General features: G+C 62.8%; 15 protein-coding genes. 9 read left to right on the top strand and 6 right to left on the bottom strand.

Annotation, left to right across the window (positions count from 1 at the left end):
• Window positions 1-14: 14 nt before the first annotated feature.
• Entirely contained in the window at window positions 15-308 is a 294-nt protein-coding gene (locus LU684_RS11635) for a putative quinol monooxygenase (protein ID WP_016488863.1), read from the bottom strand.
• A 202-nt stretch (window positions 309-510) separates the two neighbouring features.
• Between LU684_RS11635 and LU684_RS11630 the strand changes: the two genes are divergently transcribed.
• On the top strand, window positions 511-1,431 hold the full coding sequence (locus LU684_RS11630) for an AraC family transcriptional regulator (protein ID WP_060517525.1): 921 nt from the start codon (window positions 511-513) through the stop codon (window positions 1,429-1,431).
• Between the two features lie 132 nt (window positions 1,432-1,563).
• On the opposite strand, the gene LU684_RS11625 is transcribed toward LU684_RS11630, so the two are convergent.
• On the bottom strand, window positions 1,564-3,201 hold the full coding sequence (locus LU684_RS11625) for a 5-guanidino-2-oxopentanoate decarboxylase (RefSeq protein WP_060517523.1): 1,638 nt from the start codon (window positions 3,199-3,201) through the stop codon (window positions 1,564-1,566).
• A gap of 114 nt (window positions 3,202-3,315) precedes the next feature.
• Here LU684_RS11625 and LU684_RS11620 point away from each other — a divergent pair, with 114 nt between their 5' ends.
• Window positions 3,316-4,191, top strand: a complete 876-nt coding sequence (locus tag LU684_RS11620; protein ID WP_016488866.1) for a LysR substrate-binding domain-containing protein — start codon at window positions 3,316-3,318, stop codon at window positions 4,189-4,191.
• A gap of 98 nt (window positions 4,192-4,289) precedes the next feature.
• Here LU684_RS11620 and LU684_RS11615 read toward each other — a convergent pair whose 3' ends face one another.
• Together LU684_RS11615 and LU684_RS11610 are read right to left on the bottom strand one after the other, a co-directional pair.
• The gene (locus LU684_RS11615; RefSeq protein WP_232894663.1) at window positions 4,290-4,904 is read right to left on the bottom strand and encodes an NAD(P)-dependent oxidoreductase; all 615 of its coding nucleotides are present in this window, start codon (window positions 4,902-4,904) and stop codon (window positions 4,290-4,292) included.
• Window positions 4,905-4,932: 28 nt separating this feature from the next.
• Window positions 4,933-5,808 carry an MBL fold metallo-hydrolase gene (locus LU684_RS11610; RefSeq protein ID WP_232894662.1) on the bottom strand — a complete coding sequence of 292 codons (876 nt, stop codon included), beginning with the start codon at window positions 5,806-5,808 and terminating at the stop codon, window positions 4,933-4,935.
• A 102-nt stretch (window positions 5,809-5,910) separates the two neighbouring features.
• Here LU684_RS11610 and LU684_RS11605 point away from each other — a divergent pair, with 102 nt between their 5' ends.
• On the top strand, window positions 5,911-6,816 hold the full coding sequence (locus LU684_RS11605) for a LysR family transcriptional regulator (RefSeq protein WP_232894661.1): 906 nt from the start codon (window positions 5,911-5,913) through the stop codon (window positions 6,814-6,816).
• A gap of 252 nt (window positions 6,817-7,068) precedes the next feature.
• Here the strand turns inward: LU684_RS11605 and LU684_RS11600 are convergent, their stop codons facing one another.
• On the bottom strand, window positions 7,069-7,938 hold the full coding sequence (locus tag LU684_RS11600; protein ID WP_016488870.1) for an isocitrate lyase/PEP mutase family protein: 870 nt from the start codon (window positions 7,936-7,938) through the stop codon (window positions 7,069-7,071).
• A 362-nt stretch (window positions 7,939-8,300) separates the two neighbouring features.
• Here LU684_RS11600 and LU684_RS11595 point away from each other — a divergent pair, with 362 nt between their 5' ends.
• Complete coding sequence (locus LU684_RS11595) at window positions 8,301-9,752, top strand: MDR family MFS transporter (RefSeq protein WP_095116006.1); 1,452 nt, start codon at window positions 8,301-8,303, stop codon at window positions 9,750-9,752.
• A 77-nt stretch (window positions 9,753-9,829) separates the two neighbouring features.
• Here the strand turns inward: LU684_RS11595 and ttgR are convergent, their stop codons facing one another.
• Window positions 9,830-10,462: an efflux transport transcriptional regulator TtgR gene (gene ttgR / locus LU684_RS11590; RefSeq protein WP_016488872.1), complete on the bottom strand. Its 633-nt coding sequence runs from the start codon at window positions 10,460-10,462 to the stop codon at window positions 9,830-9,832.
• Window positions 10,463-10,720: 258 nt separating this feature from the next.
• Here ttgR and ttgA point away from each other — a divergent pair, with 258 nt between their 5' ends.
• From ttgA to LU684_RS11565, 5 genes are all read left to right on the top strand, one after another.
• On the top strand, window positions 10,721-11,875 hold the full coding sequence (gene ttgA / locus LU684_RS11585; protein ID WP_016488873.1) for a toluene efflux RND transporter periplasmic adaptor subunit TtgA: 1,155 nt from the start codon (window positions 10,721-10,723) through the stop codon (window positions 11,873-11,875).
• Window positions 11,876-11,878: 3 nt separating this feature from the next.
• Entirely contained in the window at window positions 11,879-15,031 is a 3,153-nt protein-coding gene (gene ttgB / locus LU684_RS11580) for a multidrug efflux RND transporter permease subunit TtgB (RefSeq protein ID WP_016488874.1), read from the top strand.
• Window positions 15,028-16,482, top strand: coding sequence for an AdeC/AdeK/OprM family multidrug efflux complex outer membrane factor (locus tag LU684_RS11575; protein WP_016488875.1), 1,455 nt, complete (start codon window positions 15,028-15,030; stop codon window positions 16,480-16,482). Before ttgB ends, LU684_RS11575 begins: the two co-directional genes overlap by 4 nt.
• Window positions 16,483-16,765: 283 nt before the next feature.
• A complete protein-coding gene (locus tag LU684_RS11570) occupies window positions 16,766-18,022 on the top strand; it encodes an OprD family porin (protein ID WP_016488876.1) in 1,257 nt (418 codons plus the stop codon).
• 202 nt (window positions 18,023-18,224) lie between these two features.
• Window positions 18,225-19,148, top strand: a complete 924-nt coding sequence (locus tag LU684_RS11565; protein ID WP_016488877.1) for a LysR family transcriptional regulator — start codon at window positions 18,225-18,227, stop codon at window positions 19,146-19,148.
• The last annotated feature ends 83 nt before the right edge of the window (window positions 19,149-19,231 follow it).

Below are 19,231 nucleotides of genomic sequence, written 5' to 3'. Positions count from 1 at the left end.
TACCTCATCCACCCTCAATCGAAGGTATGCAAGTCCAGGCTGCTGACCACTTGCGCCTGCACCAGCTCGCCAAACACGTCCAGGGTCGGCGAAGCAAAGTAGCCACTCATCGCCTGCTGATCCTGCCAGCTGCCACTGAGCAACCACAGGTCGGCATCGGCCTGGGAGCGCTGCACCGTGAAACTCAGGCAACCCGGCGCACGCCGCGAGGGCTCGAGCAGGTCGCGCAGGCGCGCGCCCAGCTCTGCCGAGCGCCCGCTGCTGGCACGGATGAAAGCAAGATGGGTGACCGGTTGTTTTAGGGTCATTGCACAATCTCCTTGAAGCAGGCGGACGGAAAAGCCAGGTTGCCAAGGTTAGGGGCTCACCCGCGCGGCGCGTTAGGCCAATACTGCTCGCCGATTGCCTGATCCTGCAGCGCGGCAGGATCAGGCAATCGACGTGCAGCTTTCGACTAGCGCCCGTCTTTGCCCAAACCTATGCTGCGTCGGTCAGTAGAGGAACGCCATCATGACCACCGCCACGTCCATCGACCCGCCCCTGGAACTGCAGCGCCTGGAACTGGCCGAGCTGATCCGCCGCCACGCCGGCGACCCTCATGGCCCGGCATCCGCCATCGATGACCTGTACCTGGTGCGCTACACCGAGAACGTGCGCTCGGTGCCGACCTTGGCACAACCCGCACTGTGCATCCTTGCCCAAGGCAGCAAAACCCTGTTCCTCGGGGACGAGCAATACGCCTATGACCCACTGCATTACATGGTTGTCTCGGTGACCTTGCCGCTGAGTGGCGTGAGGCTCGACGCCAGCCCGGAGAACCCAAGCCTTGGCCTGCGCATGGACCTGGACCCGGCCGAGATCAGCCAGCTGATCGCCGAAAGCGGGCCGATGCTGGTACCCAACCGGCCCTCAGGCCGTGGCCTGTATGTGGAAAGGACCGATGCCGCATTGCTCGACGCCTTGCTGCGGCTGCTGCGCCTGCTGGACACCCCGCGCGACATCGCCATGCTCGCGCCGCTGTTCCGCCGCGAGATTCTCTATCGCCTGCTGCGGGGGCCGCAGGGTTGCCGGCTGTATGAAATTGCCTTGGCCAACAGCCAGACTCACCGGGTTTGCCAGGCCATTACCTGGCTCAACAACAACTATCAGTTGCCGCTGCGCATCGAGGATCTGGCGCGGGAGGTCAACCTCAGCACCTCGACCTTGCACCATCGCTTCAAGGCCGTGACGTCGATGAGCCCGCTGCAATACCAGAAGCAGCTGCGCCTGCAGGAGGCGCGGCGGTTGATGCTCAACGACGGGCTTGAGGCGGCGGTGGCCGCCTATCGGGTGGGGTATGAAAGCCCGTCGCAGTTCAGCCGTGAGTACAGCCGGCTGTACGGCGCACCACCGATTCGGGATGTGGCGCGGTTGCGGGCTACTGCTGGCTGATCCTGTTTTTCCTGTACCGGCCTCTTCGCGGGCCTGCCCGCTCCCACAGGTACAGCACAACTTCAGAGTATGTGCAGCACCTGTGGGAGCGGGCAAGCCCGCGAAAGGGCCAGTACAGGCAATAGCTTGACTTCAACCCGCCACGGTTTCCTGCCACTGATTCTGGTCAACCTGAATCAAGGTCGGCCCGGTGCGCTCCACCGCCTGCCCCAGCGCCGCTTGCAGCTGCTTCACGTCCGTCACATGCTCCGCCGCAGCCCCCAACGCCCGCGCCACGCCGAGGAAGTCCGGGGTATGGATATCGACCCCGACCGGCTCGATCGCCCGGTTGACCATGTACTTCTTGATCTCCTCGTACCCTTGGTTATTCCACAGCAGCACGATCAACGGCACCTGCGCCTCCACCGCGCTGGCCAGTTCTGGCAGGGTGAACTGCAAACCGCCGTCACCAATCAGGCACACCGCAGGCGCGCGCTGGCCGATTTGCTCCGCGCTCCCCAGCCAGGCGCCCATGGCCGCAGGCAGGGCGTAACCCAGGGTGCCGTACCCGGTGGAGGCATTGAACCAGCGGCGTGGCTGGTCCATGTCCAGGGTCAGGTTGCCGGTGTACACGGGCTGGGTCGAATCGCCCACCAGGACAGCATTGGGCAGTCGTTCGAGAATCGCGCTCAGCAAGCGCGTCTGGCTCAGGGTTGGCTGGTCCCAACCTGCCGCCAGAGCCTGGCGCAGGCAGGCTACGCGCGCCACACCCCAAGTGCTTTCACGCACGGGTTGCGGCAGGGCCTGCAAGGCACCGAGCAATGCATCAGCAGCCAGTCCGGCATCGGCCACCAGCGCAAGCTCGGGCAAGTAATTGCGCACGGTCTGGTCCGGGTCGATGTCGATGCGCAGCAGGCTGCCCGGGATCTCGAAACCACCCTTGAAGGTCACGTCATAATCGGTTTCGGCCAATTCGGTGCCGATCGCCAGCACCACATCGGCCTCAGCCACCAGCGCGCGTGTAGCCGGCAGCGACTGGGTCGAACCGATCTGCAGCGGGTGGCTGGCCGGCAACAAACCTTTGGCATTGATGGTCAGCGCCACCGGGGCCTGAAGGTGTTCGGCCAGACGCGCCAGCGCAGCCCCCGCGGCCAACGCACCACCGCCCGCCAGGATCAAGGGCCGCCTTGCACCTGCCAGGCGCTCGGCCATCTGCGCCACGGCCTGCGGCGCTGCCCCTGCCCGGCTGCCACGCACCGGGCGGCCCGGCAGCAGGAAGTCGGCCGGTTCGACCAGCACGTCGAGCGGGATTTCGATATGCACCGGGCGCGGCCGGGCGCTCTCGAACACGGCAAATGCCCGCGCCAGCACCTGCGGCAGGTCTGCAGCCGTCATCAAGGTGTGAGAAAACGCGGCCACACCCGACACCAGTGCCGCCTGGTTGGGCAGCTCGTGCAGCTTGCCGCGGCCACCGCCCAGCTGGTCACGGGACTGCACGCTGGAAATCACCAGCATCGGGATCGAGTCGGCATACGCCTGGCCCATGGCAGTGGTGATGTTGGTCATGCCCGGGCCGGTAATAATGAAGCACACCCCAGGTTTGCCACGGGTGCGCGCATAGCCATCAGCCATGAACCCGGCACCCTGCTCGTGGCGCGGGGTGATGTGGCGAATGGACGAGCCTGCCAGACCACGATAGAGCTCCACGGTATGTACACCGGGAATGCCGAAGACATGGTCGACGCCATAGCCTTCAAGGAGATTGACCAGTACTTCGCCGCAGGTTGCCATCGGTTTTCACCCTGAATATTGTTGGATTATGCCCTTATTGGACCCAAGCCACGGCTACCGCCACAATGCAAAAAAACACATACTAGCCATGTCCTGTCATCATGGCTCAGCACGATGAAACGCTTCCCGCCCCTGCCCGCCCTGCACACCTTTCTGGTCACCGCCCAGCACTGCAACTTCACCCGTGCAGGGCAACAGCTGCACATCACCCAAGGCGCCGTCAGCCGGCAGATCGCTGCCCTCGAAGCGCACCTGGGTTATGCGCTTTTCCAGCGCCAGGCCCGCGGGCTGAGCCTGACCCGCGAAGGCCAGGACTGGCTGCCTCGTGTACAGCAGGTATTCGCGCTGATTGAGCAAGGCGTGCGTGAGGTCGGTGGACGCAGCACTACCTTGCAGCTCAAGGCCCCAACCTGCGTGATGCGCTGGCTGTTGCCGCGCCTGATGGAATGGCAGGCACTGCGCCCGGACGTACCGGTGGAGCTGACCACCACGGTGCAGCATGGCGTGGATTTTCGTCGCGAGGGCTTCGATGCAGCGGTGGTTTATGGCGATGCGCCAAACCACGGGCTGCATGTGCGCAAGCTGTTCGATGAACAACTTACGCCCGTGTGCGCCCCCTCGTTGCGTGAGGGGCCGATACCGTTGCAGCAGGTGGAAGACCTGGCGCGGCACATGCTGCTCCACCCGTCGCGGGATGAACATGACTGGCAGTTGTGGCTGCAGGCAGCGGGGGTGACGTTGGCCACTCATGGGCCGAAGCAGCATTTCGAGACACTGGACATGGCGATGGCCATGGCCTCGCAGGGGACGGGTGTGGCCATCGGCGACTGGTCGCTGATTGGCGATGACTTGCGCGGGGGGCGGCTGTGCATGCCGTTTGCGCTGAAGGTAGTGACCGGGAAAGGGTATTACCTGGTAAGCCAGGCCAGAAGCTTGCCGCCAGGGTTGATGGAGTTACTGGACTGGCTGGAGAGCCAGGCTAGCCAATAAGTGCCTCTTCGCGGGCGCGCCCGCTCCCACAGGTACAGCATGGGCCTTGGGAACTGTGCTGTAGCTGTGGGAGCGGGCATGCCCGCGAAGCAGGCGACTCAGTAGCCCACTGTAAACCGCTGCCGCGAATGCGCCGGCTTTTCCAGCTCGTCGAGCATGGCAATGGCATAGTCGGCAAAGGTGATCCAGCTTTTGCCATCCGCACCGATCAGCAGATGATCCTTGCCCACTTTGTAGCGCCCGCTGCGCTCACCTTCAACAAACTCCGCCGACGGCGAGAGGAATGTCCAGTCCAGGTCTGGGTCGCGCTGCAACGCTTCCAGAAAACGCACCCCGGCCGTGGCCTCGGCCTTGTAGGCCTCCGGGAAGTCCGGGCTGTCGATTACCCGATGCCCCGACGGCAGCAGCAAGCTGCCGGCCCCCCCCACAACTAGCAGGCGCTTTACCCCGGCCCGCTTGACCGGCTCGATGATGGCATGCGGCTCGATGGTCGAGAAATGCGCCGCGCTCAACACCGCGTCCACACCCGTTACCGCCGCTTGCAGGGCCGCACTGTCCTTGGCATCCAGCGCCTTGACGGTCACCCCTTCACGCCCTTGCAGTGGCGAAGGGTCGCGGGCGATGGCCAACACACTGTGGCCACGGCGCAGGGCCTCCTCCAGCAACTGGCTGCCAGCGCGGCCAGTGGCACCGATAATTGCGATTTTGCTCATGGGAACACTCTCCATTGATTGAACGGAATTACCACTTCATCTCGCCCTTGGCGACCTTGGCACCGAGTTCCAGCGAGCTTTCATCGGCCAGGCCCGGGTAGCGCTGCTTCATGGCCTGGATCAACGCATTGGCGTCTTTCGCCTTGGCGGTTTCAGCGTCAAACCCACGAATGTAGTTTGCCGTGAAGCGCACGGCCTGCAGTGAACGGCTGCTGTCTCCCAGGTAATGCCCGGGGATGACCGTGCGTGGCCCCAGCGCCTCGATGTGCGCCAAGGTGCCAAGCCAATCGGCATGGGACTTGGCCGATTGAGTGTCGGCCATCCACACATGAATGTTTTCGGACACCACCACGCCACCGACCACCGCCTTGATCGACGGGATCCACACAAAACTGCGGTCTGGTTGCGGGCCGTCCAGGCCGACCACGTCCAAGGCCTGCCCCTCCAGCGTCAGGCGCTGCCCTTCGAGCACTTGCGGCAGCACCAGCCGCTGCGGTTTGTCTGCCCCCATCTGCGGCCCCCAGTACGCCAGCTTGGCATCCCTGGTCTGGCGGATATGTGCAACCGTGGCGGCAGAGGCCAGCACCTTGGCGTTGGGGAAGGCCTGGGTCAGGGTGTCCAGGCCAAAGTAATAGTCCGGGTCGCCGTGGCTGATGTAGATGGTGGTCAAGTGTTTGCCGCCAGCCTGCAGGCGCTTTACCAGTTGCTCAGCCTGGGCTTTGCCAAACTGGGCGTCGACCAGCACGGCATCGTGCTCGCCACTGACAATCACCGAACTGACCGGAAAAATGGCCTCGTGCCCGGGGTTGTAGACCTGCAGTTGCAGCGGTTCGGCGGCCAGCGCAGGGCCGGCCAGGGTCACGCAGGCCAGTAGCAGGCCTCGCAGGGGGGTGAACAGGGACATGGGCAAGGCCTTCAGTTGAACAATGCCTAACAGCTTAGTTGCCCGATCCGTGACAAAAAATGCCATGCTTGAACATAGTTTGTTTCTAAAAACGGGCAAATCATGGACCGTCTCAACGCCATGCGCGTTTTCGTTACCGTCGTCGACCTGGGCAGCCAGTCGGCAGCGGCAGACCACCTGCAGCTTTCTCGCCCCGTGGTGTCGCGTTACCTGGCAGAGCTGGAGGACTGGGTTGGCGCGAGGCTAATGCAGCGCACCACTCGCAAGCTCAGCCTCACCGCGGCCGGCCAGGAAACCCTGCCCCGCTGCCGGCAACTGCTGGAACTGGCCGGCGACCTGCAGGCCGCGGTGCAGCAGCCGGATGACGCGCCGAAAGGCGCGCTGCGCATCAGCGTCAGCACCTCTTTCGGCCAGGCGCAGCTGGTGGACGCGGTGGCGGCCTATGTGCGGCGCTATCCTGGGGTGAAGGTGGAACTGCAAATGCTCGATCGCACCGTCAACCTGGTGGATGAGCGCATCGACCTGGCCATCCGCACCAGCAACGAGCTGGACCCCAACCTGATCGCCCGGCGCCTGAGCGTGTGCCGCTCGGTGGTGTGCGCAGCCCCGGCCTACCTGAGCGAGCACGGCGTACCGCAACGGGTCGAGGACCTGAGCCGGCACAACTGCCTGACCCATGCCTATTTCGGCCACAGCCTGTGGCATTTCGAGGTGGCCGGCCAGCAGGTCGCCGTACCGGTGGCGGGAAACATCAGCGCCAACGAAGCCTTGACATTGCAAAAGGCAGCCCTGGCCAGCGCAGGAATCGCCATGCTGCCAACCTACCAGGCCGCCGACGCCCTGCGCAGGGGCGAACTGGTACGCCTGCTGCCCGAAGCGCAGCCACGTGAACTGAACCTGAATGCGGTGTACACGTCACGCAAGCACATGCCGGCGACCTTGCGCAGCATGTTGGATTTCCTGGTGCAGCGGTTCAAGGACGAGCCGGAGTGGGATCGGGATCTGTAACGCTGAAATTGGCCTACGCTGGAAGGTATCACCTATTGCTGTAACAGGAGGTGAGCACCATGGGCATCAAATCCAGAAGAGTCGCCCTTGTCATGGCCCTGACTGCGGTCGCAGGGCTGTATGGTTCAGCGTGCTGGCGCGCCGAGCTGCTACGCAGTCAGCCCAGCGCCGCAGCCAGCTGCGAGCAGGCACATTGCGTGCCTCACACTGCAACCTTGAGCGCCATCCGCTGAGTTGACGGCGCCCTGCCGGTCACTCTTCGACGCTCATGTATTCCTTGGCCCAGCGGATGTAATCCTCAGGCTGAGTGTAGGTGTGCGAGAGTTCGGTGGCGCTCAGGTTCTGCGACTTGTTCTGCTGGCCACGCTGCAAGCGCAAGCAATCGTAAGTGGCCTTGATCGCAGCAAAGTAGGCGCCATGGCCATCGACTGCGATACGCACGCCCAGGCTCGCCAGGCGTTCATCGTCATGCAGGTTGGGGTTGCCATAGGTGACCAGCATCAGCGGCACTGTCAGGTGCTCGGCAATCTGCTCGAGGTGTTCGAAGTCCTTCACGCCTACCATACAGATACCATCGGCACCGGCCTTCTGGTAGCTCTGGGTGCGCACGATGATTTCTTCGGTGGTGAGCACGCCAGCATTGGTACGGGCAATGATCGACAATGAAGAGTCGACACGCGCCTCCAGGGCCGCACGAATCTTGCCGACGCCTTCCTCAACCGGGATCAGGTCGGTGGACTTGCGCCCGAATTGGGCGGGCAGCAGGGTGTCTTCGATGGTCAGCCCGGCCACGCCGGCGCGCTCCAGTTCGATAACCGTGCGCATCACGTTCAGCGCGTTGCCGTAGCCGTGGTCGGCATCAGCCAGCACGGGCAATTGCGCTACCCGGCCAATTCGGGTGGCCTGCTCGACAAATTCACTGAGGGTGATCAGGGCGAAGTCCGGCGCAGCCAGTACCTGCAACGAAGCGACAGAACCGCCCAGGATGCCGACCTCGAAGCCCAGGTCTGCGGCAATGCGTGCCGACATCGGGTCGAACACCGATGCAGTGTGGTAACAGGAACCTGAAGCGAGCAGTTCGCGGAAGGCAAAACGCAGATCTTGATGGGAAGCCTTGGGCATGATCACTCCGCAAATAAGTTGAAATTTGAACGGTAACTACCGCCCCCTGTAATCGGGTCTACCTGACCTGTTCCAACCGTCGCCATCTGGGCGGTCATGCTCGACATGCAGGCAGAGGAATAAAAGGTGTGGGAGACAGCGGCCTGAAAAACCTGCGGCATATTGCTGCACCAAGCTGGTGCAAGCCCCGGTTTTCAGCCCCTGTGGCATACCAACGATATCACGCAGCCATGCATCACTGAATGAATGCGCCAATGCCGATTCGGCATAGGGGATGCAGATAGTACATAGGAAGCTACCTAACTCAGGTTACAATCCAACTTGCCCGCGAAGAGGCCGCCACACTCAATCAAGGTATTCCCGTGACCGCCGCCCTGCCCCCCACCACCCTGCGCAACGTGCTCACCGCCCTGATGCTGGCGATCTTCCTCGGCGCACTGGACCAGACCATCGTCGCCGTCTCACTGCCCGCGATCTCGGCCCAGTTCAACGATGTCGGCCTGCTGGCGTGGATCATTTCCGGCTACATGGTGGCGATGACCGTGGCCGTGCCGATCTACGGCAAGCTGGGTGACCTGTACGGGCGGCGGCGGATGATCCTGACCGGCATCAGTCTGTTCACCCTGGCGTCGATCGCCTGCGCCTTGGCCCAGGACATGCAGCAACTGGTGCTGGCGCGGGTACTGCAGGGCATTGGTGCGGGTGGCATGGTGTCGGTCAGCCAGGCAATTATCGGCGACTTTGTGCCACCCCGCGAACGCGGCCGCTATCAGGGCTATTTCAGCAGCATGTATGCAGTGGCGAGTGTCGCCGGGCCAGTGCTGGGTGGAGGGTTGACCGAGTACCTGTCATGGCGCTGGGTATTCTGGATCAACCTGCCGCTGGGGCTGGTTGCCTTGTGGGCGATCCACCGGGCCCTGGGCGGCATGCCGGCGCAACGCCGCGAGGCGCAGGTTGACTACCTCGGCGCCGTGCTGCTGATCCTCGGCCTGGGCAGTCTGTTACTGGGCATCACCTTGGTCGGCCAGGGCCACCCTTGGGCCGACCCGGCCGTACTGGCCCTGTTCGCCTGCGCCGTGCTGGGCCTTGCGCTGTTCATCGCTCATGAGCGCCGCTGCCCGGAGCCGCTGCTGCCCTTGGGCCTGTTCGGCAACCGTGTCGCGGTTTGGTGCTGGGGCGTGATCTTTTTCGCCAGTTTCCAGTCCATTTCCCTGACCATGCTGATGCCGTTGCGCTATCAGGGCATCACCGGCGCCGGTGCCGACAGCGCCGCCCTGCACCTGCTGCCACTGGCGATGGGGCTGCCCCTGGGTGCCTTCACCGGCGGGCGTATGACCAGCCGCACCGGGCGCTACAAGCCGCAGATTCTGGCCGGTGCCCTGCTGATGCCAGTGGCCATTTTTGCCATGGCGCTGACCCCGCCACAGTCTGGGTGGTTCAGTGCATTGTTCATGCTGCTGACCGGCATTGCCTGCGGGTTGCAGTTCCCTACATCGCTGGTAGGTACGCAAAGTGCTGTGGACAGCAAGGACATTGGGGTGGCCACCAGCACCACCAACCTGTTCCGTTCGCTGGGCGGGGCCATGGGCGTGGCCTGCATGTCCAGTCTGCTGCTGGCACTGCTGCACCAGGGCGGGTTCGAAATGCTGGGCAACCCGTTGCTTGGGAGTCTGAAGGCAGGGGAGGTGGACCTGGTTACGCAGGCGCGGTTGACGGAAACATTCCGGCAGTTGCTGATGGGAAGTGGGCTGATTGCACTGCTCGGGCTGATTGCCGCAGTGGCGCTGCCGGATCGGCAACTGCGCGGACGCTAGAGGCAGCTCCCGCACCCTGCGCTTAATACTCTGCTAATACATAAGGGAAACAATCCCTCACAATCCTTAACAAAGTGTCATTTGCGCAGAGCCGGGCTCAAGCGCAGCATATCCAGCCCGGTGTCGACCCATTTTTCGACATCACCCAACAGATCGACACTGTCAGGCAGCAACAGCCAGCGCCCGATCAGGCCATCGACATAGGCAAACATGGCCACCGCCGCGCGCTCGACATCCAGCTCGCCAGGCAACTGGCCCCGGCGAACGGCATTGGCCAACGCCAGGGCAATGCCCTTGTGGCAATCCAGCACCGCCCCCTGGCGCTGCTGGCGAATTTCACACATGTCATCGGTGAACTCGCACTTGTGATGCAGGATTTCATTGATACGCCGGGTTCGGGCATCGAGCACCAGCTCGTTGAACACTTGCAACAGCAGCTTGCGCATGCAGCCGAGCGGGTCGACTTCGTCCTCGCTTTCGCTCGCCCGTGCCAAGTGGTCATGGGTTTCGTGCAAGCTGTCGAGCAGCGCCTGTACCAGCTCCGCCTTGTTGTTGAAGTGCCAGTAGATCGCCCCGCGCGTGACTCCCGCCAGCTCGGCGATGTCGGCCAGGGTGGTTCGCGCAACCCCGCGCTTGTAGAAGGCCTTTTCCGCCGCCTCAATGATCTGGGCGCGGGTTTCCTGGGCTTCTTCTTTGGTTCGACGGACCATGGCAGTACAACCTCATCTGGCCCGAACGCGCGGCGCGTACGGGGGACGCTTCGGGGGCACCTCTGCAGGGAGCCTCACGGATAAGCTAATCAAGAGCTGTGGCAGTACCTGAGTACAACCCAGCGGTATTTACAAACAACCATGAATGTAAGTATATTCCTTAGCAAGCTATTTATCCACCGGATAGCAATTTTTCCAGATCAAGAACTCTTCCATTACTCTTGAGCGTCTCCCTGCTCCAGCGACCCGAGGATCCTCATGCAATTCAAGCCAGCCGTTACCGCTCTGGTTTCCGCCGTCGCCCTGGCAACCCTGCTCAGTGGCTGTAAGAAAGAAGAAGCAGCGCCCGCGGCGCAGGCTCCTCAGGTCGGCGTCGTGACCATCCAGCCGCAAGCCTTCACCCTGACCTCGGAATTGCCGGGGCGCACCACTGCCTACCGCGTCGCCGAAGTGCGCCCACAGGTCAATGGCATCATCCTCAAGCGCCTGTTCAAGGAAGGCAGCGATGTCAAGGAAGGCCAGCAGCTGTACCAGATCGACCCTGCCGTGTACGAAGCCAACCTGGGCAATGCTCAGGCCAACCTGCAGGCTACCCGCTCGCTGGCCGAGCGCTACAAGCAGCTGATTGACGAACAGGCCGTCTCCAAGCAGGAGTACGACGACGCCAATGCCAAACGATTGCAGGCCGAGGCTTCGCTCAAGAGCGCACAGATCGACCTGCGCTACACCAAGGTCCTGGCACCGATCAGCGGCCGTATCGGCCGTTCTACGTTTACCGAAGGTGCCCTGGTAAGCAATGGCCAGACCAACGCCATGGCAACCATCCAGCAACTCGATCCGATCTATGTCGACGTCACCCAGTCCACCGCCGAGCTGCTCAAGTTGCGCCGTGACCTGGCGAGCGGCCAGCTGAAGAAGGCTGGCGAAAATGCAGCCTCGGTGCAATTGGTGCTCGAAGACGGCAGCCTGTTCAAGCAGGAAGGCCGCCTGGAGTTCTCGGAAGTTTCGGTTGACGAAACCACGGGCTCGGTCACCCTGCGTGCCCTGTTCCCTAACCCCGATCACACCCTGCTCCCAGGCATGTTCGTGCATGCGCGGCTGAACGCCGGGGTTAACGCCAACGCCATCCTGGCACCGCAACAGGGCGTGACCCGTGACCTCAAAGGCTCGCCAACCGCCCTGGTGGTCAACCAGGAGAACAAGGTCGAACTGCGCCAGCTCAAGGCCAGCCGTACCTTGGGCAGCGATTGGCTGATCGAGGAAGGCCTCAACCCAGGCGACCGCCTGATCACCGAAGGGTTGCAGTACGTGCGCCCGGGCGTCGAGGTCAAGGTCAGCGAAGCCACCAACGTCAAGAAGCCGGGCAGCCCTGATCAGGCCAACGCGGCGAAAGCAGACGCCAAAGCGGAGTAAACCATGTCGAAGTTCTTTATCGATCGCCCGATCTTCGCCTGGGTGATCGCCTTGGTGATCATGCTGGTCGGCGCCTTGTCGATCCTGAAGCTGCCTATCAACCAGTACCCCAGCATCGCGCCGCCGGCCATCGCCATCGCCGTGACCTACCCGGGCGCCTCGGCGCAGACCGTGCAGGACACCGTGGTACAGGTGATCGAGCAGCAGCTCAACGGTATCGACAACCTGCGTTATGTATCGTCGGAAAGCAACTCCGACGGCAGCATGACCATTACCGCTACCTTCGAGCAAGGCACCAACCCTGACACCGCGCAGGTCCAGGTACAGAACAAGCTGAACCTGGCCACACCACTGCTGCCGCAGGAAGTGCAACAGCAAGGTATCCGTGTCACCAAGGCAGTGAAAAACTTCCTGCTGGTGATCGGCCTGGTGTCCGAAGACGGCAGCATGACCAAGGACGACTTGGCCAACTACATCGTCTCAAACATGCAGGACCCGATCTCGCGTACTGCGGGTGTGGGTGACTTCCAGGTGTTCGGTGCGCAGTACGCCATGCGTATCTGGCTCGATCCTGCCAAGCTGAACAAGTTCCAGCTCACTCCGGTCGACGTCAAGACCGCCGTGGCGGCGCAAAACGTGCAGGTGTCGTCCGGCCAGCTCGGCGGCCTGCCAGCCCTGCCTGGTACCCAGCTGAACGCCACCATCATCGGCAAGACCCGCCTGCAGACCGCCGAGCAGTTCGAGAAGATCCTGCTCAAGGTCAACAAGGACGGCTCCCAGGTACGGCTGGGTGACGTCGCGCAAGTGGGCCTGGGCGGTGAAAACTACGCGGTCAGCGCCCAGTTCAACGGCAAGCCGGCTTCCGGCCTGGCCGTAAAACTGGCAACCGGCGCCAACGCCCTGGACACCGCCAAGGCACTGCGCGAAACCATCAAAGGCCTGGAACCTTTCTTCCCGCCTGGCGTGAAAGCGGTATTCCCTTATGACACCACCCCGGTGGTCACCGAATCCATCAGCGGTGTGATCCACACCTTGATCGAAGCCGTGGTCCTGGTGTTCCTGGTGATGTACCTGTTCCTGCAGAACTTCCGCGCCACCATCATCACCACCATGACCGTACCGGTGGTGTTGTTGGGCACGTTCGGCATCCTTGCCGCCGCCGGCTTCAGCATCAACACCCTGACCATGTTCGCCATGGTCCTGGCCATCGGCTTGCTGGTGGACGACGCCATCGTCGTGGTGGAGAACGTCGAACGGGTCATGTCCGAAGAAGGGTTACCGCCCAAGGAGGCGACCAAACGTTCGATGGAACAGATCCAGGGCGCCCTGGTGGGTATCGCCCTGGTACTGTCGGCGGTACTGCTGCCCATGGCGTTCTTCGGTGGTTCCACAGGCGTGATCTACCGGCAGTTCTCCATCACCATCGTGTCGGCCATGGGCCTCTCGGTGCTGGTAGCGCTTATCTTTACCCCGGCACTGTGCGCCACCATGCTCAAGCCGCTGAAGAAAGGTGAGCACCACACCGCCAAAGGCGGGTTCTTTGGCTGGTTCAACCGCAACTTCGACCGCAGCGTAAACGGCTACGAGCGCAGCGTGGGCACTATCCTGCGCAACAAAATACCGTTCCTGCTCGGCTACGCGCTGATCGTGGTCGGCATGATCTGGCTGTTCACGCGCATTCCAACGGCGTTCCTGCCCGAGGAGGACCAGGGCGTACTGTTTGCCCAGGTTCAGACACCGGCCGGCTCCAGTGCCGAACGCACGCAGGTTGTGGTTGACCAGATGCGTGAGTACCTGTTGAAGGAAGAGGCCGACACCGTGGCATCGGTGTTCACCGTCAACGGCTTCAACTTCGCCGGCCGCGGCCAGAGCTCGGGCATGGCGTTCATCATGCTCAAGCCGTGGGGCGAACGCTCCAAGGAGAACAGTGTGTTCGCCCTGGCCGAGCGTGCCCAGCAGCATTTCTTCACCTTCCGCGACGCGATGGTGTTCGCCTTCGCGCCGCCTGCGGTGCTCGAACTGGGTAACGCTACCGGCTTCGACGTGTTCCTGCAGGACCGCGGCGGTGTCGGCCATGCCAAACTCATGGAAGCGCGCAACCAGTTCCTGGCAAAGGCCGCACAAAGCAAGATCCTCAGCGCCGTGCGCCCGAACGGCCTGAACGATGAGCCGCAGTACCAGCTGACTATCGATGACGAACGTGCAAGCGCCTTGGGCGTGACCATTGCCGACATCAACAACACCCTGTCGATTGCCTTGGGTGCCAGCTACGTCAACGACTTCATCGACCGTGGCCGGGTCAAGAAGGTGTACATCCAGGGCGAACCAAACGCGCGGATGAGCCCGGAAGACCTGCAGAAGTGGTACGTGCGCAACGGTGCAGGCGAAATGGTCCCGTTCTCCTCCTTCGCCAAGGGCGAGTGGACGTACGGTTCGCCCAAGCTGTCCCGTTACAACGGCGTCGAGGCAATGGAAATCCTGGGTGCTCCGGCCCCGGGCTACAGTACCGGTGATGCCATGGCCGAGGTGGAACGCATCGCGGGCGAGTTGCCGGACGGTATCGGCTTCTCCTGGACCGGCATGTCTTACGAGGAAAAACTCTCCGGCTCGCAGATGCCGGCACTGTTCGCCCTCTCTGTGCTGTTCGTGTTCCTGTGCCTGGCTGCACTGTATGAAAGCTGGTCGATCCCGATTGCCGTCGTGCTGGTCGTACCGCTGGGTATCATCGGTGCACTGATCGCCACCAGCCTGCGCGGGCTTTCCAACGACACGTACTTCCTGGTTGGCCTGTTGACCACCATCGGTCTGGCGGCGAAAAACGCCATTCTGATCGTCGAGTTCGCCAAGGAACTGCACGAGCAAGGCCGCAGCCTGTATGACGCAGCAATCGAAGCGTGCCGCATGCGTCTGCGCCCGATCATCATGACCTCGCTGGCGTTCATCCTCGGCGTGGTACCGTTGACCATCGCCAGCGGCGCCGGCGCCGGCAGCCAGCACGCCATTGGTACTGGCGTGATCGGCGGCATGATCAGTGCGACCGTGCTGGCTATCTTCTGGGTACCACTGTTCTTCGTCGCAGTGTCGTCGCTGTTCGGCAGCAAAGAGCCGGAAAAAGACGCCACCCCTGAAACTCCACGTTATGAGGCTGGGCAATGACCAAGTCTTTGTTGTCCCTGGCAGTAACCGCTTTCATCCTTGGCGGCTGCTCGCTGATCCCTGACTACCAGACCCCGGAAGCGCCGGTGGCAGCGCAGTGGCCGCAAGGCCCTGCGTACTCGCCGACGCAATCGGCGGACGTTGCTGCCGCCGAACAGGGCTGGCGCCAGTTCTTCCACGACCCGGCGCTGCAACAGCTGATCCAGACTTCGCTGGTCAACAACCGCGACCTGCGCGTCGCGGCGCTGAATATCGACGCCTATCGTGCGCAGTACCGCATTCAGCGTGCCGACCTGTTCCCCGCGGTTTCGGCCACTGGTAGCGGCAGCCGCCAGCGGGTCCCGGCAAACATGTCGCAAACCGGCGAATCCGGCATCACCAGCCAGTACTCGGCCACGGTGGGCGTGAGCGCTTATGAGCTGGACCTGTTCGGCCGTGTGCGCAGCCTGACCGAGCAGGCGCTGGAAACCTACCTGTCCAGCGAGCAGGCGCGTCGCTCCACGCAAATCGCCCTCGTAGCCAGCGTGGCCAACGCCTACTACACCTGGCAGGCCGATCAGGCCCTGTTCAAGCTGACCGAAGAAACGCTGAAGACCTACGAGGAAAGCTACAACCTCACCCGCCGCAGCAATGAAGTCGGCGTGGCTTCGGCACTCGACCTCAGCCAGGCGCGCACCGCCGTGGAAGGCGCCCGGGTCAAGTACTCGCAGTACCAGCGCCTGGTCGCCCAGGACGTCAACAGCCTGACCGTACTGCTGGGTACCGGCATTCCTGCCGACCTGGCCAAGCCCCTGGAGCTCAATGCCGACCAGCTGGCCGAAGTACCGGCCGGCCTGCCGTCAGACATTCTCCAGCGTCGCCCGGACATCCAGGAAGCCGAGCACCTGCTCAAGGCCGCCAATGCCAACATTGGTGCCGCCCGTGCAGCGTTCTTCCCCAGCATCAGCCTCACCGCCAACGCGGGCAGCCTGAGCCCCGACATGGGGCACCTGTTCGCGGGTGGCCAAGGCACCTGGCTGTTCCAGCCGCAGATCAATCTGCCGATCTTCAACGCCGGCAGCCTGAAGGCCAGCCTGGATTACTCGAAGATCCAGAAGGACATCAACGTCGCCAAATACGAAAAAACCATCCAGACCGCCTTCCAGGAAGTCTCCGATGGCCTGGCCGCGCGCAAGACCTTCGAAGAGCAGCTGCAGGCACAGCGCGACCTGGTGCAGGCGAACCAGGACTACTACCGCCTGGCCGAACGCCGCTACCGCATCGGGATCGACAGTAACCTGACCTTCCTCGACGCCCAGCGCAACCTGTTCAGCGCCCAGCAGTCGCTGATTACCGACCGCCTGTCGCAGCTGACCAGCGAGGTCAACCTGTACAAGGCGCTCGGCGGTGGCTGGTACGAGCAGACCGGCCAGGCCAACCAGCAGGCATCGGTGGAAACACCGAAAGGCTGATTGCGTCATTAGCTGAATCAAGCCCACCTTCGCGGTGGGCTTTTTTTGTTATCCGCGGCCTGTTCCGCCGCGAAGCACTCGGACCAGGAAATTAATTAACCAACTGGAACATTCCGTTCGATTATCGCCCCATTCCGTTTGCGGCGAATTGCCTCACCCCCGCAAGACCCCGCAACATCCCCTCACGCAACGTTGCCCAAGTTCATCAAGAAAAGACCCGCACCTGCAGGCTCGATCCAGCAGTGCACCGGCTCGCCCCATAAAAACAAGAGATCCACGACAGATGAGCACTTTGCAACCCGCACGCCAGCTGCTGCCCGGCCTGTTGGCCATGTCCTGCGCCCTCCCCGTGTTCGCCGCCAACGAAGGTGGTTTCATGGAGGACGCCAAGGCCACCCTCAACCTGCGCAACTTCTACATCAACCGCAACTTCGTCGACCCGGCCCACCCGCAGGGCAAGGCCGAAGAATGGACGCAAAGCTTCATTCTCGACGCCCGCTCCGGCTTCACCCAAGGCACCGTCGGGTTCGGGGTGGACGTGCTGGGCCTGTACTCGGTGAAGCTCGACGGCGGCAAAGGCACCACCAACACTCAACTGCTGCCCGTGCATGACGACGGCCGCCCGGCCGATGACTTTGGCCGCCTGGGTGTGGCACTGAAAGCCAAGCTGTCCGAAACCGAGCTGAAAGTCGGTGAATGGATGCCGGTGTTACCCATCCTGCGCTCGGACGATGGGCGCTCGCTGCCGCAGACCTTCCGCGGTGGCCAGCTGACCTCCAAGGAAATAGCCGGCCTGACGCTGTACGCCGGCCAGTTCCGCGGCAATAGCCCGCGCAACGACGCCAGCATGGAAGACATGTCGATGAACGGCAAAGGTGCGTTCACCTCCGATCGTTTCAACTTCGGCGGCGGCGAGTACACCTTCAACGACAAGCGCACCATGATCGGCCTGTGGGATGCCCAGCTCAAAGACATCTACCACCAGCAATACCTCAATCTGACCCACAGCCAGCCGCTCGGCGACTGGACCCTGGGCGCCAACCTGGGCTACTTCATCGGCAAGGAAGACGGCGCAGAGCGCGCCGGCAAGCTGGACAACCGCACCGCCTCCGCCATGCTTTCGGCGCGCTACCAGGGCCACACCTTCTACGTGGGCCTGCAGAAGGTCAGCGGCGACGATGCCTGGATGCGGGTCAACGGTACCAGTGGCGGCACCCTGGCCAACGATAGCTACAACTCCAGCTTCGACAACGCCAAGGAGCGCTCCTGGCAGCTGCGCCATGACTTCAACTTCGCAACCGTTGGCGTGCCTGGGCTGACCCTGATGAACCGCTATATCAAGGGTGAAAACGTCACGGTGGGCAGCGTGGATGACGGCAAGGAATGGGCTCGCGAGACCGAACTGGCCTATGTGGTGCAGTCAGGCAGCTTCAAGGACCTGTCGGTGAAATGGCGCAACTCCACCATGCGCCGGGACTTCAGCACCAACGCCTTTGATGAGAACCGGCTGATTGTGAGTTACCCGCTGAATCTCCTTTGAATGCTTCGCGGGCACGCCCGCTCCCACAGGACCGGCACAGCTTTCAGATGCTGTGCTGCTCCTGTGGGAGCGGGCGTGCCCGCGAAGAGGCCAAAGGCCCTTTGAAATAACCAAAAGAAATAATCAAATCCATAAACCTTCTTGGACGACATAAGCTGTAACAGCTTGAATAGGGCCCTGATCCCCGCCCCAGAGCCGTGACATGGACCTCCGCCAGCTGCGCTACTTCATTGCCCTTACCGAATACCGCAGTTTCGTCCGTGCCGCCGAGGCCATGGGCATCACTCAACCCGCCTTCAGCCGCGCCATCCAGAGCCTGGAACACACGTTTGGCTGCCCGCTGGTAGACCGCGCGAGCAAGGCGCTGCTGCCAACCCCCGAGGGCCTGGTGGTGCTGCAACACGCCCGCCGCTTGGTGCAGGGCGCAGCACAACTGAGTAACGAAGTGCTGCAAATGACCAAGCTTGACGCCGGCGAGCTGCATTTCGGCAGTGGCCCGGCGCTGGCGGTACGCCTGGTTCCCGACGCCTTGCGCCACTTCATCGAGCACCACCCCGGCATCCGCACCTCGCTGCTGGTGGACAATGCCGAACGCCTGGGCCAGGCCCTGCGCCGCGAACAGATCGAGTTTTTCGTCGACGATATCCGACCGTTCGAAGCCGACCCCAACTTCCATACCGAGCCCCTGTCGCCACGCCCCGGCCTGTTTTTCTGCCGCCCGGGGCACCCATTACTGGCCAAGGACAGCCTCTCGACCAACGACCTGTTCAGCTATCCACTGGCCAGCGCCCTGCTCGCCCCCGGCGTGCGCAAGCGCCTGGCCAACCTGAGTGGGCGCAGCGATTTCATCCCGCACCTGCAAACCGAGCACCTGGCCATACTGCGCAGCGTGGTGCAGGCCAGCAACGCTATCGGCACGGCCAGCGAGGAGGCCGTGGCCGATGACCTTGCGGCTGGCACCCTGGTGCGCCTGCACTGGCGCAACCTGCCGCCGGCGCTGGAGGTACTGAGCGTGCGTTGCGGGGTGGTCAGCCGAAGCGGTTACCGGTTGTCGCCGGCGGCGCGGGCGATGATCGAGACACTGGTGGGGCTGGATACGCCAGTGCGGGCTGCTGCCATTCGCTGAGCTGATGATAGTGGTGGCTGCGGGCTATCCTGAGCTATATGGGTTGCCAAGGCCGGCCCTTTCGCGGGTGAACCCGCTCCCAC

The organism is Pseudomonas sp. NMI542_15 (assembly GCF_021283425.1).
In the GTDB taxonomy this organism is placed as follows: Bacteria; Pseudomonadota; Gammaproteobacteria; order Pseudomonadales; family Pseudomonadaceae; genus Aquipseudomonas; species Aquipseudomonas fortuita.
Note: the sequence above shows the minus strand (reverse complement) of the source record. Positions and strands in the feature narration are given on the sequence as shown.

What these genes read in the sequence shown, in the direction of transcription:
- LU684_RS11635 (WP_016488863.1), bottom strand. Translation starts at nt 308, where the DNA reads ATGACCCTAAAACAACCGGTCACCCATCTTGCTTTCATCCGTGCCAGC.
- LU684_RS11630 (WP_060517525.1), top strand. Translation starts at nt 511, where the DNA reads ATGACCACCGCCACGTCCATCGACCCGCCCCTGGAACTGCAGCGCCTG.
- LU684_RS11625 (WP_060517523.1), bottom strand. Translation starts at nt 3,201, where the DNA reads ATGGCAACCTGCGGCGAAGTACTGGTCAATCTCCTTGAAGGCTATGGC.
- LU684_RS11620 (WP_016488866.1), top strand. Translation starts at nt 3,316, where the DNA reads ATGAAACGCTTCCCGCCCCTGCCCGCCCTGCACACCTTTCTGGTCACC.
- LU684_RS11615 (WP_232894663.1), bottom strand. Translation starts at nt 4,904, where the DNA reads ATGAGCAAAATCGCAATTATCGGTGCCACTGGCCGCGCTGGCAGCCAG.
- LU684_RS11610 (WP_232894662.1), bottom strand. Translation starts at nt 5,808, where the DNA reads ATGTCCCTGTTCACCCCCCTGCGAGGCCTGCTACTGGCCTGCGTGACC.
- LU684_RS11605 (WP_232894661.1), top strand. Translation starts at nt 5,911, where the DNA reads ATGGACCGTCTCAACGCCATGCGCGTTTTCGTTACCGTCGTCGACCTG.
- LU684_RS11600 (WP_016488870.1), bottom strand. Translation starts at nt 7,938, where the DNA reads ATGCCCAAGGCTTCCCATCAAGATCTGCGTTTTGCCTTCCGCGAACTG.
- ttgR (WP_016488872.1), bottom strand. Translation starts at nt 10,462, where the DNA reads ATGGTCCGTCGAACCAAAGAAGAAGCCCAGGAAACCCGCGCCCAGATC.
- ttgA (WP_016488873.1), top strand. Translation starts at nt 10,721, where the DNA reads ATGCAATTCAAGCCAGCCGTTACCGCTCTGGTTTCCGCCGTCGCCCTG.
- ttgB (WP_016488874.1), top strand. Translation starts at nt 11,879, where the DNA reads ATGTCGAAGTTCTTTATCGATCGCCCGATCTTCGCCTGGGTGATCGCC.
- LU684_RS11575 (WP_016488875.1), top strand. Translation starts at nt 15,028, where the DNA reads ATGACCAAGTCTTTGTTGTCCCTGGCAGTAACCGCTTTCATCCTTGGC.
- LU684_RS11570 (WP_016488876.1), top strand. Translation starts at nt 16,766, where the DNA reads ATGAGCACTTTGCAACCCGCACGCCAGCTGCTGCCCGGCCTGTTGGCC.
- LU684_RS11565 (WP_016488877.1), top strand. Translation starts at nt 18,225, where the DNA reads ATGGACCTCCGCCAGCTGCGCTACTTCATTGCCCTTACCGAATACCGC.